The organism is Helicobacter sp., assembly GCF_014799995.1.
Lineage (GTDB): Bacteria > Campylobacterota > Campylobacteria > Campylobacterales > Helicobacteraceae > Helicobacter_D.
Genome location: NZ_JAAVGY010000035.1, coordinates 26,874 through 43,700, shown reverse-complemented (window position 1 = coordinate 43,700; position 16,827 = coordinate 26,874). Strand labels below are relative to the sequence as shown.

The following is a 16,827-nucleotide window of genomic DNA, read 5'->3' as shown; positions in this document are numbered from 1 at the left end:
TCCTAAAAAGAATACAATTCAATTCTCTCCTATGAAACTAAAAGCCAATCCTCTTGATAAGATAGAATATGAAAGAATACAATGGGAGGGAATAAAGAAAGAGGAAGAAAGTAAAAAGGATAAAAAGGAAGCAAAGAGGAGTGAGGGTATTATCTCCTTGCATTTCAATGGCAAACTTTTAACAATTATTATCAATAAAGATGACAAAGAAGTGCAAAGAATCTCCTTTCAAGCGGTAAGTGGCAGAGCAGAAAAGATAAATAATAAATATTATTTTACTTATGAAAAGGAAAGACAAATGTTAAAAGACAAAGGACCAATACCTGAGGGGGGAGTATTATATCACTCCTTTTGATAGTAAATATAAAACGCTATTTTAAATCAAAGTGCTTTGAAATAAAATGAAAAAACTTTGATTTAAAATAGCGTTTTATATAAATAGAATAGCTTTTAATGGAGCTTGAAAATTCTTTTAAAAAACAACAATTTCACTTGATAAATTTAAGACGGAAGTAAAAAGTCTAACACAAAGAATAGAATCAATAAACACGATATAGATTAAATCTACAAAGCAGAATCACAATCTTACAAGACTTAGAAAATAGTATCTATTCCCTTTTTGCCATTGACAAAAGAATCTTTACGCAAGATTGATTGACTCTTGCAATTCGCTTAATTTTCCTGCTTGTTGGTAAAACCCTCAATCATTTTTTCTATTTTATTTTCAACTCTTATATTATTTGTTTCCAAATCAAGAAGTAAATATGAAAAGATTAAGACAACGATTAATAAAGGCAATATGATAAGCATTTTTTTGAAATACAGCCTTTGGAATTTACTTCCTAGTGTTTCTTTAGAATCAATATCATAAGTTTTACTAAAGGCAATATTTTCGTCTGTATTTAAAAGAGGTGTAATTGCAGATGCAATATTTTCGCACAATAAAGAGATTCTTTCATTGACATCCTTACTGCTTGAATATTTGCCTTTATACCCTAACACAAGACAAGCATAGACAAACTCTAAAAAATCCTTGTTTTTTGCAGGGTTATTTAACCAAGATAATGCTATATCGTAAAAATTATCCCCACCCAATGTTTCGTCAAAAAGCCTTACGGTTAATGTGCTATGAGCCCAAGAACTATTCATAAAAAGCTCATTTTTCATAATAATTTCATCCATAAAAACACATAAACAATATCTTAGCTTTACTATATCCTTTTCTTCATATTCCTTATAAGTGCTTAGTTTGGAGCTGATTGCTAGTATGTCATTGACCATTTTTTCTTTAATTGCTTCTATTTTGCTTGTCTCCAAAGTATCTATTTTAGAAAGCCTAGACGATAATAAAAGCAACTCTAAGTTGTGGTCTAAAACTTTATTGCTCAAAAGCCCGCAAAATCCACGATTTAAAAATAAGCTAGGCTCTATTTTATTTAAATTACTCTCCTCCATATTTTAAAACACCGCCCATATTTTAATATCGGGACTTTTAATATTGTTTGTAATATAAATACTTACGATATTTTCCCCTTTAAAGTCTGCAAACACTTCATCTCTCTTGTTAAATCTATAATAAATATAACCACTTAAATAAGGAATCGCATTGGGAATATTTGAAATTTGTTCCAAATTCAACCCCCTAAGTTGTGTAGCTACTATGTCTTTTATCTTGCTTTGTGTGTGGATTTTGCTTTGTGTTTTGAAATTTTGCAAAAGATATTCGTGATTCACATCTGCATTGACGGCAAGATATATTTCAGCTTCTTGTAAAATACTTGGGTTATCAAACAAGAAATCATAAAAACCATTTTTGCTACTGATTAACCTTGCCATAGTATATCTTGGGCTAGTGATTCTTGAGAATAGTATTCTAATGTTATTCATTAAAGGCAAGAAAGTTTCATTAAGATTGTCATGATTATATTTAATAAATTCTAAAAATGTATCGTCCTCATTGAATGCACTAAGATCTCCTTGAAATTCTATTAACTTTTCATATAAAAACTCGGGATGCAGTTTGTCTTTATTGATTAAATAAGAAAAAATCAAATACCATTTCTTTAAAAGATTCAATGACACATAAGTGCTAAAATCAAGTGTATTTTTTGTTTGGTCAATTCCTTTAAAGATATTAGTTAAAGTATTTTTATGTTGTTTAATAGAATGGATATTCTCCTCTAAAAACGACTTGATAATGGGTATTTTGGAAATATTTAAACAAGTGGGGATAAATTCTTCTTCTAAATCAATTTTTTTATTTACATCAATGCTCTTGATTTTTGCAATCGGTATTTCTAGCTCATCTGGCGCAGCATTGTTTAGGATTCCAAGTCTTAATCTTAAACTTGCAAGTGCTATACTAGTTTTTTCTTGCGTAAAGGCAATATTATCACTTTCGTATTCATCGCCAATTTGCCTCAAGATTTCATTGCTTTCATCATCATAGTTTCTCGAATTTATGGCACTTCTTAATGCAATATATTTGGTATTAGGAAGATTATTTCTCAACGCAATATCCGCAATCGTTGCAATGCCCAAAGGAATCTTTAAGGTAATTACCGAATTAGCCAATGAATCATAGTGTATTTCTAAGGGTTCTGGCAAAAGGTCTTGTTCGGGTGCGCTAAAAATACTTCCGTCTTGCGCAATTCCTTCAACTCTAGTGATGGCAATTTTGCCTTGAATTAGCATTTCTTTAGAAAATTCAAGCGTTGTGATTCCATACAAATTGCTAAACACCTCTATTGTTTTAGAATCAATCGCCCTTTGTAAAAATCTTTCTTGTTGTTCAAAATGAACTGAACTTACATTTAAGCCATCATACCAAGCAACTTTTAATTTATCCGCCATAATATATTTGCCCTGTAAAACTTATTGAATATAACGAATACCATCTTGTGCAATTGTAAATTCTAGTTGCTTGTCTCTAAACCAAAATCCACTTGCTTCGCTTGTTTTGGCACACGCTTTAGTTGTTTTTTTGTCATTATTTGCAAAAAATGCCAAAATGCAGATATAAGGGACTTCTTCATCTTCAACATTAACTGCTATAATATTGTCTTTGGGCGCAATTTGCATTTTTATTGAATCTATTTTGTCTTTGCCTAAAACACCATCTCCCCTTGCAAATAAGTCAATATCACTTGCTTGTTCAAATTTTTTTATATCCTTTAGCTGATATACAATAATAGTTAAAGGCACATCATCTTGTCTGTTATTAAGATTTGATTTTTCGTGATTATTAATCTTAATATCAACCTTACTGCTTGAACACGCAAAAAAAACTAATATCACTAGCAAAAACAATATATGTCTATAAAACATACCAATTCCCTTATTAATAATTTTTTAAAGCTCTATTCTATAGAATAGTATATCATAAATTTTTACTAAAGTTAATAATAAACGCTAGAGTTTATAGATTTTTATGGAGATTTGATAAATGACTTATTCTAATTCTTTATCAAAAGACTTATCCCATTTAGAAAGTTTTAATATTTTAGAAGATGAAATGTCAAAGTATAAAACTCTCAACCACGAAAATATTAACTGGGATATGGTCTATAAATACTCACTTGATATTTTAAAAAACACTTCAACAGAAGCGAAAATATGTAACTATTTCATTTTATCTTGTATTAATCTCAATAAAGAGGATTGTTTTGTTGAGCTTTCTTATTTACTAGGATTTTTAAAAGGTTTTTTAAAAGATAGCCCACAATCTTTAGATAAAAAAATATTAAACACTCAAAAAAGAAAGATTAAAGATGCCATCACACTTTTTGTTGTGGAAGCTAATCGCTCGGGATTATTGATTCCAAAGCAGATATTAACCGAGATCAATGAAAACATAATGGGTATTGGTAGTATCATTAATCATAAATTTAACCCTCTTGAAATAGCACAAGATATTTCTGCGTCCAACACAAACAAAGAATCTCTGCTTAACACTCATACAAGCAGTAGCACAATGCCCAGCAAGCTTACAGATTTAAATGTTGTCAATGATAGAGAATATAGAGAGTTTTACCTGAATCTTAGTTTGAATTTATTAAATAATGACTTAAATGACATTAACGCATATACTTTCTTCTTTGAAGCTATGTGGGGAAAAATAAAAAAAGTGCCACTTCACACGGAGAGTATCACGCAGATAAGATCCCCAGATAGTAGCTTGATTGGTTTGTTGCAAAATCCGAAAGAAAATACTAGCGAACTTATACGGATTCAAAACTTTATTAAAAATTTAGTGCTGAATCCTTTTTGGTTTGAAGGGCTACAACTTTTTCACAAATTATTAATATCACAAAAAAGGGATAGTGTTTGCAAAATATTTACAATTTTCGTCAATAATTTCTTAAACAAATTTCAAGAAATAACAAAATTGAAATTTGAAAATGGAGAATTTTTGTGCGATGTCTCCGTATTTAACTATTTCTCAAAAAATGAAGATATTGATAGTTTGCAAGAATTTTCAAAACCCAAAATTCACTCTAAAGCAAAAAATCTTGAAGAGGCATTTTTAAATATTGATAAAGAAAATTCCAGTGATTCTTTGTTTTCAAATATCAATGCGTTGATTGAAATGGCAAAACTATTTGATGAGAAAGGAATGGAGCAAAACGCAAAGATTATTTACCTACACTTAAAAGAAAAGTTAGAAAATACGCTTTTAAAAGATTATTTGGAGGAATATTATTTATTCATTCAAGGTAGAATTAATAAAATTTAGTTTATACTCTTAAAAGTTTTTGAATTCATAAATAATTCATAAAATCAAGAGAGGCTAAAAGATGTCAGATGGTTCAAGTTCTCCTAAAGAGCGCATTAATATAACATATAAGGCAAAAACAAATGGACAAAATGGTGAGGTTGAGTTACCTTTAAAACTAATGGTATTATCGAATCTTACAGGCGGTGATAGTGAGCAACCCATTGAAGAAAGAGAAGTGTTGCAGATTAATAAACTTAATTTTAATCAAGTTATGAAAAAGTTAAATATTAACACAAGTTTTAGTGTAAAGAATACTTTAAATAATGAAGCAGAGGAATTAGAAGTTAATCTTAATATTATTAGTATTAAAGATTTTTCGCCTGATAACATTGCACAGCAGATTCCAGAGTTAAAGAAACTTCTACAATTAAGAGAAGCTTTAATGGCATTAAAAGGTCCGATGGGCAATATTCCAAACTTTAGGAAAGCTGTATTAGAGGCATTAAAAAATAAAGATACTAGAGAAAAATTGCTTCTAGAAATCAAACAAGAGGATGGAGAATAAAGGAGAATGAGTATGGCAGATAAAAAAACCAGTACACCCAGCACGCCTATTATAGAAAGCATTATGGAAAAAAGTAAATATGCTACCAATGAAGAAAGTTATAGCATTGCTAAACGCGGAGTTGCTGAATTTATCTCTCAGATTGTCAAAAGTGATAATGTAGAAGATAAGATTAATAAATTTGCTCTTGATGAAATGATTGCACACATAGATGATTTAATTTCCAAGCAAATGGATGAAATATTGCATAATGAAAATTTACAGCAATTAGAATCAACTTGGAGAGGGTTACATTTCCTAGTAAGTAGGACAGATTTCAATGAGAATATTAAAATCAATCTTTTTAATGTTACAAAAGAGGAAATTTTAGAAGATTTTGAAAATAATCCCGATATTACACAAAGTGTTATTTATAAAAATATCTACTCTGCCGAATACGGTCAATTTGGTGGAGAACCCGTTGGGGCTGTTATCGGAGATTATCAAATCACTGCTGCAAGTCCTGATATGACTTTTTTAAATAAAATGTCTAGCATTGCTGCAATGAGTCATGCTCCTTTTTTAACCTCGTGTAGCCCTAAATTCTTTAGTTTAGAAAATTATTCAGAACTTGCAAATATTCAAGATTTAAAGAGTATGCTAGAAGGTCCTCAATACACTAGATGGAGAACCTTTAGAGAGAACGAAGATGCTAAATATGCTGGGCTTATGGTAACAAGATTCTTAACAAGAAGTCCTTACGATCCTAATGAAAACCCTATTAAGAGTTTTAATTACAAAGAAGATGTTCATGCTTCGCACAATCATTTGTTATGGGGAAATTCCGCCTTTGCTTTTGCTACAAGACTTACAGAAAGTTTTGCAAAATATAGATGGTGTGGAAGTATCATAGGACCCAAAAGTGGTGGTAGTGTAAAAGATTTACCAACCTACCTTTATGAGAGTTTTGGGACAATGCAATCTAAGATTCCAACGGAAGTTTTAATTACGGATAGGAGAGAGTATGAGCTTGCAGAGGAAGGTTTTATCACTCTAACATTACGTAGAGATACTAATAATGCTGCTTTCTTTTCCGCCAATTCCGCTCTAAAGCCAAAAACATTCCCAAACACACCTGAAGGCAAGGAAGCAGAAACAAATTATCGCTTAGGCACACAATTGCCTTATCTATTTCTTATCTCAAGATTAGCTCATTATCTTAAGGTATTGCAAAGAGAGGAAATTGGTAGCTGGAAAGAGAGAAGTGATGTTGAAAATGGACTTAATGAATGGGTAAGACAATATATTTCTGATCAAGAGAATCCTCCTGCTGAAGTAAGAAGTCGGAGACCTTTTAGAGGAGCAAGAGTGCAGGTAGAGAATATCCCGGGTGAAGCTGGTTGGTATAAAATTGGACTTAGTGTTCGTCCCCATTTTAAATATATGGGTGGAAATTTTGAACTCTCGCTCGTTGGTAAGCTTGATAAAGAATAATGTCTCTACTAGATAAGGTAATCTTTACATTAGATGATCAATATCAAAATGTTTCTTTTTGTAACGATATGTATAAAGACATAAAAGACAATATTTGTCTTTTATTGAATACCAGATTAGATGATTGCCTGACCTTGAAAGATGTAAATGTTTCTAGTTTGGCTGAACTTAATCTAAATTCTAGTGATTTATGTTCCACAATGGCAAAAGAAATTATTTCTATCATTGAAAAATATGAACAACGTGTTAAAATTATCTCCATAAGCTTTGATAATTCTCTAAGCCCATGGCGTTTAACTTTTATGCTGCAATGTTTTCTTTGCGAAGACAGATTCCAAGAATTTAGTTTGGAAATCATTTTTAACAACAACAGATACTGCGAAGTTGTCTAAAATGAATCAAGATAATCTATTTTATTTCCAAAAAGAACTTGCTTATCTCTATGAAGCAAGAAAGCTATTTACTCAAAAATATCCAAAATTAGCCCCATTCTTAGCGCACGATAGCAAAGATCCAGATGTTGAAAGAATTATCGAAAATTTAGCAGTTTTGACTTCAAAAATTCATCAAGAAATGGACCGCAATATCCCCTACATAGCTGAATCGCTAATAAACATTATCGCCCCAAACTATACAAGTGCCTTACCCTCTTTATCTATGCAAGAATTTCAAATGGACGAAAATAGCAAAGAAAAGCATATTTTCATACCTAAAGGAACTTATGTAAAATCTATTCCCATTAATAAATGTGAATGTATTTTTAAAACTATTTATGATGTTTTTTTGTATCCTTTAAGTATTGAAGATACATTTCTTAGTAGTGATAGACAATATCAAACCTTGAATTTAAATTTTAAAATCAATGAAAATAAAGATTTTATTATTCGTGATCTTAATCTTACAAGGTTAAATATTTACTTAGGAGATGATGTCTATACTTCAAGTAGCCTACTTTTATATATTCATTTGTATCTAAAAGAATTAAAAATTATATCACTAGATACCAATCAAGAATTTAAATTAAGCATCTATAATGTTAAAACAATGGGACTCTCTCCTAGCGAGAGCACATTATCTTACAATGAGCTAGGCTTTGAATCGTTCTCTTTGTTAAGGGAATATTTCTTTCTTAATGAAAAATTCAACTTCATCGCAATCACGGGTCTAGAAGTATTAAGAGAATGCTTGGGAAAGAGTTTTAGTATAGAATTTAAATTTGATAAACATTTGCCAAAAAATTGTATTTTAAGGAAAGGATTATTTTTTCTTGGGGTAACCCCCATCGTTAATATCTTTCAAAAAAGTGCAGAGCCTATTATTAACCACCACAATAGAGATGGGTATAGAATCTTTATTGATAGAAATCAACTAGATTCTTATGAAATTATCAATATCTTGCAAGTAAAAGCGCACAATAGTGATACAGGTAGAAGAATGCTAAAGAGTTATAATAGTTTTGAACGATTTGAATTTCTCAAAGAAAACAAAAATGAGTTTTATTCTATCTCCGATAAAGTAAATTCAAAAGGAGATTCATATAAAGAAATCTCTTTCTTTTCAACAAGCAACCAAACAGAAACTATTACCATTGAAACTTTATGTTGCAACAAGAATCTTCCCACACTCTTAAATATTGGCGATATTCAGACCTCCACCATTAAAGATACACACACTAAAAATATCAAAATACCAAGTCCCATGAGAAAATATAATATGGATAATCTACTATGGAAGCTTGTTTCTATATTATCTTTTAACTACCAAACGATGTTAAATAAGACTTCATTTTTTAACGTTCTTGAAGCTTATAGCTTTTTAGAAGATAAAGAAAATGCAGAAATTTACAAATTATTAAAGGAATCCATTGTTGATATACAGGGCAATAGTACCTATTTGGTAGATGAATGTATCACAAAAAAGGGAATATTAACTATTTTTTATATTCAAGATTCCAAATTTTATTCTTTAGGAGAAGTCTATAAGCTAGGACTTGTAATTTCTAAATTTCTCTCCTCATTTGCAAGTATTAATTCTTTTTGTGAATTGAAAATCCGTTGCCTAGATTCTAAAGAAACGTTTTATTATCCAGCTTCATTTGGAAAAAAGCCAATTTTATGAATCCCTCTTATTCCTTTCACAGGCTCTTAAAGAATCTTTTGCAAAATTATAATAAACAAGAAATTTTTTTAAGAACCAATAAACAACTCAAACACCCAAATAGGGAGATTGAAGAAATCAAGTTTAATCAATTAGATAATAAATTTTTAATTCAAGTGATTGTAAATTTTATGGGCTTACATGGAATCAATTCTCACTTGCCCTCTTATATGCTTGATAAACTATCGCGCAATGAGGATAATGATGAGGGTTGGACACTATTTTTTGATTTTTTCAATCATTATATCCTGTGGATATTTTTTGAAACAATAAATTTTAAAAATTATCCAAGAGCCTTTCAAAAAGATTTTAGCGATTTTATTTCAAACATTTTATTTTCAATGCTTGGCATTACAGACAAGAATACTGCTAAAAAATATCTGCCTTTCTCCCCCCTTTTGTTAAGCTTAAGACGCCCTAAACATTATATAAAAAGAGTCTTGCAAAGCAATTTTAATCTTCAAGGCAAACTATCAATTATAGAAAATATCCCCCATAGAATCTTAATTGCAAAATCGCAACGGAATAAATTAGGCATTAAAAATCACATATTAGGAAAAAACTTTATTCTTGGCAATAAATTCTTATCCCACCAAAACAAAATAGCAATTTTGATTCAAGACATTGAACACCAAGAAGCGATAGAATATCTTCCCAAAAAAGAAAAACACGTGGATTTAAAAAATAGTGTTATGTTTCTCACTAATAACGAATTTTGTGTGGATTTATATATAAAAATCAATTATAGCGATAAATTACTTTTCATACTTGGCGATCAAAGTGTAGCAAAGCTAGGTTGGGGGAAATTATTAGGAAAGCCTAAAAAAGATTTTCATCTTATGTGTATAAAATTATATGAGTAATTTGCAAAATATCAAATGTATCAAAAAACCAAGCTAGAAAGGTAAGAATTCTAATAGGTTCAACTGCAAAAATGGCAAGTCGGAGAAAACAAAGCCTCATTAATAGGACAATTTAGGAAAGCCGGCTAAATGTAAGGGACTTGAGGATATTTTTCTAGCGCAATGCAGCAGAAATGAAAGATGGGCAGATAAATTTAAAATAACCTTTGCATTTCTAGTGTTTTTAGTAACTACCTCTTATGCTCGCGTGATTTCTAGCTTTAATCATCTTTTATTTTACCTTTAGCATTTGGGATTTTGCTTTTAATAAATTTACCCTAAGTGCTTATATCTTAGCTTTATTTTTAGTTTATGCTGTAAATTTCTTAGAAAATCTTGCTAGAAAAGTGGGTGTTGGAATCTTGATAATAATTACTCTAGCTTTAAGCTTCTTATTAAAAGATTATTTTTTGTTAGCTTATGTCTTTAAGTATTTCTTGCTTTTAAGTGTTCGCATTATTTTCTATCTTGATTTAAGATTAAAACCATTTTGTTTATTAAAGGGAAGCGGGGTTGTAAGTGGTTTTTGTTTGGACAAAGAAAGTTGTCCAGAGATTGAAAAAGACAATAAAAAGAGATGAGAGCTAAAAAAAGAGTTTTTTAAATCCAAAACAAAGGAGGAAGGATGAATATGAAAAAACATTAAATACCACAGGGAAGCTTATTACAAACTCCGCCGAAGCGGAATTTTGGTTAAAATGCCTTGACACAAAAAATGCAAAGCAGTATAATAGCCTTGACAATAAACATTGTAACTTACACTTTTTATTGCTCCTTTCAGGAGTTAAGATTAAGCCACAGGAGTTCAGCCTGTGGCAAACTCCAAACGGCGTTATAGCCAATTCTTTTAAAAATTTCAGATTCATATTCTTTACATTATTTTTGGCATTTAGCTGTTCTTTTGCTAATCCCTTAGAACCTAAAAACTTCATAGCTCCTACCCAAAGAGAATTAAATCAAAACAACAACCAAGATTTAAGTGATTTAAGGGCAAATGAGTTTTTATTAAATCTCAATCCAAAAGATATTAATGCAGTGCAGAAAAAAGAAGCAGAAGTCAAAGAGGCTTTTGATAGATTCTCTCAAAAAGAAATCAATTATAAGCCCGTGATTCGTCCTATTGCTAGTATGGATTCTATTTCTTTGCACCCTTATTTTACTTTTTCTTTATTGCTTCCTGCTGGAAGTATAATTTCTCATATTGATTCAAGTTCTCCTATGGCAGTATTGAAATATGAAAACAATGCACTTTTGGTAAGACCAAATAGTGATTTTAAAATTGCAAATCTAACAATTTAAATTTTCAAGAAATAGAACCCACTAAGATACAAAATATTCAAGAGATTGAAAACTCCAAAGTCTTTAGTGTCGTCTTTAAAAAGATTCAAGGATTTATTTCAGATTTAGAGGCAAGAGTGGATTATGAAAAAACATTGGTAGAAAATGGCAATTATGCAGAGTTTTTCTTAATGGATTTATGGGAAAAATACACTTATAAATTTAATATCTCTTTAGCAAATTTAGATATTTTAGCAACCAATCCAAATGAAAGAGAGTTGCTTGGAGCATTGGATTTGTTAAATCTCAATTGTGTTAAGCTCAAAGGTGCAGTGCTTTATTATAAGTTTATTCAATTCAAAGGTAGAATAAAAGACTTTGCAAAAGAGGAATCACAAAACATTAATCCTCAAGAAGAATTTTTTGATGAAAAATATGCCTTAGAAAATGATAGTGATAGGACGAAATATAAGAGATAAAAGCACAAAATGAAACTGACAAATTTAGTTGCAACTTGCTATAATCCACTAAAAGTTACAAAGAGGAAATGAAACAATGAAGTTGAGTGATTTAACTCTATTACAAAGGGAGGAATTGTTTAAAACTCTGCGTATTAGTATTACGCACCATAGCAATGCCATAGAGGGAATCTCTTTAAACTATGGAGAGACAAAAACATTGCTTGAAACAGGGAGAACTGCTCATAATAAGCCTATTGATGAGCAACTTATTATTTTAGGATTTGCAGAGGCTTATGATGTAATCATTCGTGAGGCAAATGATAAAAGTAAAACATTAGATAGCTCTTTTATAAAAGATTTGCATTATTTGATTTTCTCTAATGCACAAAGGATAAGCCCGCAACTAATCAGAAAACCTATTGGAGCATACAGAACAGATGAAGCAAGAATCGTGGGCGCAGAGATAGAACTTACATTGCCACACAAAATTTCGCAAGAAATAGAAAATTTACTTTATAGATTTCCAAGTAATCAACTAACTTTAGAACAAATTGCCGAGTTTCACGCACTTTATGAGAGAATCCATCCCTTTGCTGATGGCAATGGCAGAACAGGCAGACTTTTAATGAGCTTTCAATGTATTCAAAACAACCTCATTCCGCCACTCATTGAAAATGAAAATAGAAGCAAATATTTAGAATGTCTCAATGCTTATCAAAACGATAATAATTTAAAGCAATTTGTGTCATTTTTAGAGTATTGTCAAGGGAGAAGTTTGGGATTGATAGAACAAATACAACAAAATTCTTTTGCATTTTCTCCCAATATAAGAGGAATCAATACAATGAAAAATGCTTATATCTTTGCTGGAGTGAATGGAGCAGGTAAAACAACTCTCTATTACAATGAGCTTGAGCAGAAAAATGATTTTGGAAGACGCATTAATATTGATGAAATCGTCAGCGCATTTGGGGATTGGAAAAACCAAAAAGACCAAATCCGTGCTTCTAAAATTGCAATCAATTTGAGAAATTCTTATATAAGAAACTCCTATGATTTTAATCTTGAAACTACGCTCTGTGGCTCTAGTATTCTTGCTCTTTTTCAAAAACTAAAAAAGTGTGATTATGCCATTTATCTTTACTATGTCAAAGTAGATTCTGTGGAGATTGCCAAAAATAGAGTAGCACAGAGAGTTAAAAAAGGTGGGCATAACATTGATGAAAATCTTATTGAAAGAAGATTCAAAGAATCACTTGAAAATTTAGAAAAAGTGATTCCTTTTTGTGATAAAGTATTTATATTTGATAATTCTAAAAATAAAATTGTCAAAACCCATACTATAATTCCCAATAAACAAATGAATATTCAAAACTTTAATCCTAACGACTCTATTGAATATAGAATGCAAATCTTAGAATCCAATCAACAAAGTATTCAAAAAATGCAAAATTCAAAAGACTTAATGCAAGAGAATACAAAAAATCTTACGAAAGATTCTAATATTGCAGAAAATAGCGTAGAATCTAAAATAAGGAAATGTAAATGAAAGCATTTAGCCATTTATCACTCACGATTCTTTTAGTTTTAAGTATTCCTCACCTTAGCTTTGCTTGTGGTGGTTGTAGAGATTCTTATTTAGGAAGTCAAAAGGCAGAACAAGGAAAAAAATCTTATAATAGTCAAGAACAAGAAATTTTTACAAGCATAGAGGAGCTAAATGCGCTTTTAGATAATGAGATTATCAAAGCGCAAGAAAGCGCATTAAGAGAAAATGAAATTTTATTAAACCTAGAGAAAAATAAAAATATCAATGAAAAAAGTCAAAACTTTTATTTCAAGCAACAGAATGAAATTCAAAGTATAGTAAATACAATCAAATCTGTGAAAGAATAGATAGAGCGCAAAAAGGAAAAGATAATGAAATACCTACTTAAAAACAAAGACAAAGTGGTTTTAGAGTTTGAAGTAGAAAAAGATATTGAAACTTTTAAGGGACAAACCATTAGTTATGTTTCTCTTAAAGACGCTTCAATTATAGATAAAAACGCATTGCCTAAACAAATCTTACAAAGCGATTTGCTAAGTTCTTTGGAATCTTGGATAAGACATAGAAAAGTGCCACAAAATAGACAATTTGCTGAAAATATTTTAGCTTCAATACCTGAAGATAAAGATTATAACCCAATAGCATATATTGACATCTCTTTTGGATTATCTCTTAACGATTCTTATTGGATTATCCCAAGCGATAAAAATTACAAATGGAAAGATTTTAATCTTTATGAGAATGAATTTAGTGAGGCTCTTGCTTTAAGTGCCTTTGGATTAAATCTAACAAAAGTTAAAGGATTTACTAGTTCCCCTGAATATACCACCAATGGAATGTTAAAGAAATGTTGGCATAGAGACAATGGACAAATTTACCTCTATAAAGGTTCAACCAAAAATGATGATAGCATAGGAGAAGCATATAGCGAATATTATATGGCACAAATTGCGGAAGTAATGGAGTTTGATTATGTGCCTTATGATTTGAAATTATTTCATAATCAAATTGTGAGTGCTTGTCCTATTTTCACCAATGAAAATGAGGGGTATATGCCGATACACTATTTGTTAAAAGAATCGCCAAAACAATACAATAAACTAAGATTGATGATAGAAATTTCTAATATCTATGGCAAGGAATCTTTTGAAAATTTAATGCTTTTTGATGCGTTAATTTGCAATAAAGATAGACATTTAGGTAACTTTGGGATGATTGTAGATAACAATACAGGCGAGATTCTGCGCCCTGCACCAATCTTTGATAATGGATTATCTTTTATGGCAACTTTGAATAAAAGTCAATTTGGCAATATTTCAAAATATTTAATAAATGATATAAGTTATTTTGATTTTAAATTTGATAAACAATTAAATCTTTTTGCTGAAGAAAGACATATCCCAAACTTAGAAAAACTCTCTCACTTCACCTTTAAAAGACACAAAGAATTTAATTTAAGCGAGGAATGGTTACAACCCATAGAATCTCATATACAACAAAGAGCCAAAATGGCTTTGAGATTTATAGAGGAAAAAAGACAACACTCCGCACAAGCCCAACCCAACCTTAATGCATTGATTGAAAAAATAGATGAAGCTCAAGCAGAACAAAGTACAAGAATAGAAAAATCTTTAAAGAAAACCCCCACTCAAAATCAAGAATCCGATAACACAACCAAAGAGGATATATCTAAAAAGAATCTAAGGACAATACAATAAATTTTAGAAAATTAATTTAAACAAGGAGAAACAAATGGAAGTAATACACACTAATGTCAAACACTTTAAGCCCAAACAATACACTTTAGTAGAATATCTAAGTAGAGAGGAGATTCCAAAGAAATTCCTTTTAATGCTAATGTATATTGGAATCGCACTTTCGCTTCTTGCTTCTTTTGTTATGAATAATTTTAACATATCACTCTATCTTTATGTTTCTGCGATTCTAGCCTTTTCTTGTGGAATCGCACTCTATCTTTATGATGAACCCAAAGACACCAAAGAGGCTGTAATTCCAAATGAGAGCAATAAAGACTATCTTTTATGTTTAGGAACTGAAGTTAAAAAATTCTATGGTGATGCAGTTAAAAGTGGAAAAGCACCCAATAATAAAATTCGTCCATTGCTTATTAATGCTGAAACGATGAAAAGACATTTTCTTTGTATGGCAACCATTGGGGCAGGTAAATCGGTTTTAATGAAAGGATTAATAGAGCAATACACATTGCTTGGTGGCGGAATGATGATAGTAGATGGGAAAGGAACAGATGAATTTGCTAAAGAGATTTATGGGCTTGTCGCTTCTTTAGGTAGAGAAGATGACTTTGTATATCTAAACTTCTTAGATATGGATAATACCCACACAATTAATCCCTTGCTTAGTGGTGGAGCTTTGAGTATTTATGAGATTTTAATTGCACTGCTTATTGGTGAAGAGAATGAATGGAAAGAAAAACAAAAAGAGTTTATGAAATGCGTCTTAAAGCTTATGGTATATAAGAGAGACAATGAAAAAGATTTTATCTTTGACTTTTCTGCACTAACGAATATGATGAGTCTAACTACACTCGTCAAAGAAGCTATTAATTACAAACATTTAGCAAGAGAGAATGTGGGCATTATGGATTTTGTAAAGTATGTGAGCTCTACGATTGAAGTAGATATTCAAGAGTTTTTAAATGGCAATAAGGAAGATAAAAAATGGGTTGAGGAAATGTATAAAAAAACAAGCGGAGAGGGACAAGGAATCTATGATGTCTCTGTCTGTGTCGGAGCTTGGAGAAATGTGCTAACAAATCTAAGCTCTGATTATGGTAGAATCTTTAATGCTCCTAATCCAGATATTAGTCTATGGGAAGCCACGCAAAGAAATAAAATTATCTTTGTTACACTGCCTACAATGGATTCTGACACTACGCCTAAAGAATTAGGACGATTGCTTTTAGGGCTCATTAAGGGCGTTGCGGCGCAAAAGGCAAAATTCGCAAAAGAACCAAAGATTCCCTTTGCGTGTTTCTTGGATGAATTAGGCAGTTATGTAATAGAGGGATTTGGGAGATTAGAATCCAAGAGCAGAAGTCTTGGTATTTCTATTTTTCCATTTTTTCAAAGTCCTGCTCAAATTGATGTCGTAGCAAAAAATGATTATGAAAGAAAAGAGATTATAGATGTAACAGGTGTGCATATTTTAATGAAAAATATGCACCCCGAAACCACAGAATTTTATGCCAAAATGGTAGAAAAAATCAAAGTGATGAGTAGGGACTTTGTAAAGCGGAGAGAGTTTGTTAAGGGACAAGGAGCAGTAGAGGACACTTATAAAGTAGAAGAAAGAGATGCCATAGAACATAATGAAGTGGTTAATATGAATAATGGGGAGATGATAATCTTTGCTAATGGTAAATTACATAGAGCCATTGCTCAAGCAGAATCCTCACTGCTTTCAATGGGAAAGAAAACAACTTATCAAGGTATGAGTGATGAGAAAATCCCTTTAACACAATATGTGAGCAAGAGGGAGTTTTTTAACAAGGCTAAAACGATATTAGAAAAAATGGAGGCGAGTTGATTTGGTGAAAAAACAACAAAATTTTAGCTATACTCCCACTTATAAAATTAAAATTTCACATTTTATATAATATGATATAATATCATATTATGTTATATTGTATAACATTATATTATTTAATATGATATTATTATAATCTTGTTAAAATAATATTGCAA

General features: G+C 30.7%; 16 protein-coding genes. 13 read left to right on the top strand and 3 right to left on the bottom strand.

The window, feature by feature from the left end; genetic code table 11:
• Positions 1-355 (top strand): hypothetical protein (locus tag HDT10_RS05010; RefSeq protein WP_290880704.1); only part of this gene is annotated, 355 nt, incomplete at its 5' end.
• Positions 356-672: 317 nt separating this feature from the next.
• Here the strand turns inward: HDT10_RS05010 and icmH are convergent.
• From icmH to tssJ, 3 genes are read right to left on the bottom strand one after another with little or no spacing between them, the layout of a single operon-like run.
• Entirely contained in the window at positions 673-1,455 is a 783-nt protein-coding gene (gene icmH / locus HDT10_RS05005; protein WP_290880703.1) for a type IVB secretion system protein IcmH/DotU, read from the bottom strand.
• A 3-nt stretch (positions 1,456-1,458) separates the two neighbouring features.
• The gene (tssK, locus tag HDT10_RS05000; protein ID WP_290880700.1) at positions 1,459-2,853 is read right to left on the bottom strand and encodes a type VI secretion system baseplate subunit TssK; all 1,395 of its coding nucleotides are present in this window, start codon (positions 2,851-2,853) and stop codon (positions 1,459-1,461) included.
• Between the two features lie 21 nt (positions 2,854-2,874).
• Positions 2,875-3,327 carry a type VI secretion system lipoprotein TssJ gene (gene tssJ, locus HDT10_RS04995; RefSeq protein WP_290880698.1) on the bottom strand — a complete coding sequence of 151 codons (453 nt, stop codon included), beginning with the start codon at positions 3,325-3,327 and terminating at the stop codon, positions 2,875-2,877.
• A 118-nt stretch (positions 3,328-3,445) separates the two neighbouring features.
• Between tssJ and HDT10_RS04990 the strand changes: the two genes are divergently transcribed.
• The 12 genes from HDT10_RS04990 (at position 3,446) to HDT10_RS04935 (ending at position 16,669) form a co-directional block, all read left to right on the top strand.
• Positions 3,446-4,735, top strand: coding sequence for a type VI secretion system domain-containing protein (locus HDT10_RS04990; RefSeq protein WP_290880696.1), 1,290 nt, complete (start codon positions 3,446-3,448; stop codon positions 4,733-4,735).
• A 61-nt stretch (positions 4,736-4,796) separates the two neighbouring features.
• Positions 4,797-5,282, top strand: a complete 486-nt coding sequence (gene tssB, locus HDT10_RS04985) for a type VI secretion system contractile sheath small subunit (RefSeq protein WP_290880694.1) — start codon at positions 4,797-4,799, stop codon at positions 5,280-5,282.
• A 6-nt stretch (positions 5,283-5,288) separates the two neighbouring features.
• Complete coding sequence (gene tssC, locus HDT10_RS04980; RefSeq protein ID WP_363315861.1) at positions 5,289-6,755, top strand: type VI secretion system contractile sheath large subunit; 1,467 nt, start codon at positions 5,289-5,291, stop codon at positions 6,753-6,755.
• Positions 6,755-7,147 (top strand): type VI secretion system baseplate subunit TssE, encoded by a 393-nt coding sequence (locus HDT10_RS04975; protein ID WP_290880688.1) that lies wholly within the window; start codon positions 6,755-6,757, stop codon positions 7,145-7,147. The genes tssC and HDT10_RS04975 overlap by 1 nt, the downstream gene beginning before the upstream one ends.
• A 1-nt stretch (position 7,148) precedes the next feature.
• On the top strand, positions 7,149-8,873 hold the full coding sequence (tssF, locus tag HDT10_RS04970) for a type VI secretion system baseplate subunit TssF (RefSeq protein WP_290880687.1): 1,725 nt from the start codon (positions 7,149-7,151) through the stop codon (positions 8,871-8,873).
• Positions 8,870-9,775 carry a type VI secretion system baseplate subunit TssG gene (locus tag HDT10_RS04965; RefSeq protein ID WP_290880684.1) on the top strand — a complete coding sequence of 302 codons (906 nt, stop codon included), beginning with the start codon at positions 8,870-8,872 and terminating at the stop codon, positions 9,773-9,775. Before tssF ends, HDT10_RS04965 begins: the two co-directional genes overlap by 4 nt.
• Positions 9,776-10,696: 921 nt before the next feature.
• Entirely contained in the window at positions 10,697-11,113 is a 417-nt protein-coding gene (locus HDT10_RS04960) for a hypothetical protein (protein ID WP_290880682.1), read from the top strand.
• 116 nt (positions 11,114-11,229) lie between these two features.
• A complete protein-coding gene (locus tag HDT10_RS04955; protein ID WP_290880680.1) occupies positions 11,230-11,571 on the top strand; it encodes a hypothetical protein in 342 nt (113 codons plus the stop codon).
• Positions 11,572-11,647: 76 nt separating this feature from the next.
• Positions 11,648-13,102, top strand: coding sequence for a Fic family protein (locus tag HDT10_RS04950; RefSeq protein WP_290880677.1), 1,455 nt, complete (start codon positions 11,648-11,650; stop codon positions 13,100-13,102).
• Complete coding sequence (locus tag HDT10_RS04945; RefSeq protein ID WP_290880674.1) at positions 13,099-13,449, top strand: hypothetical protein; 351 nt, start codon at positions 13,099-13,101, stop codon at positions 13,447-13,449. The genes HDT10_RS04950 and HDT10_RS04945 overlap by 4 nt, the downstream gene beginning before the upstream one ends.
• A gap of 24 nt (positions 13,450-13,473) precedes the next feature.
• Entirely contained in the window at positions 13,474-14,820 is a 1,347-nt protein-coding gene (locus HDT10_RS04940; RefSeq protein ID WP_290880672.1) for a transcriptional regulator, read from the top strand.
• A gap of 34 nt (positions 14,821-14,854) precedes the next feature.
• Complete coding sequence (locus HDT10_RS04935) at positions 14,855-16,669, top strand: TraM recognition domain-containing protein (protein WP_290880670.1); 1,815 nt, start codon at positions 14,855-14,857, stop codon at positions 16,667-16,669.
• Positions 16,670-16,827 lie beyond the last annotated feature (158 nt).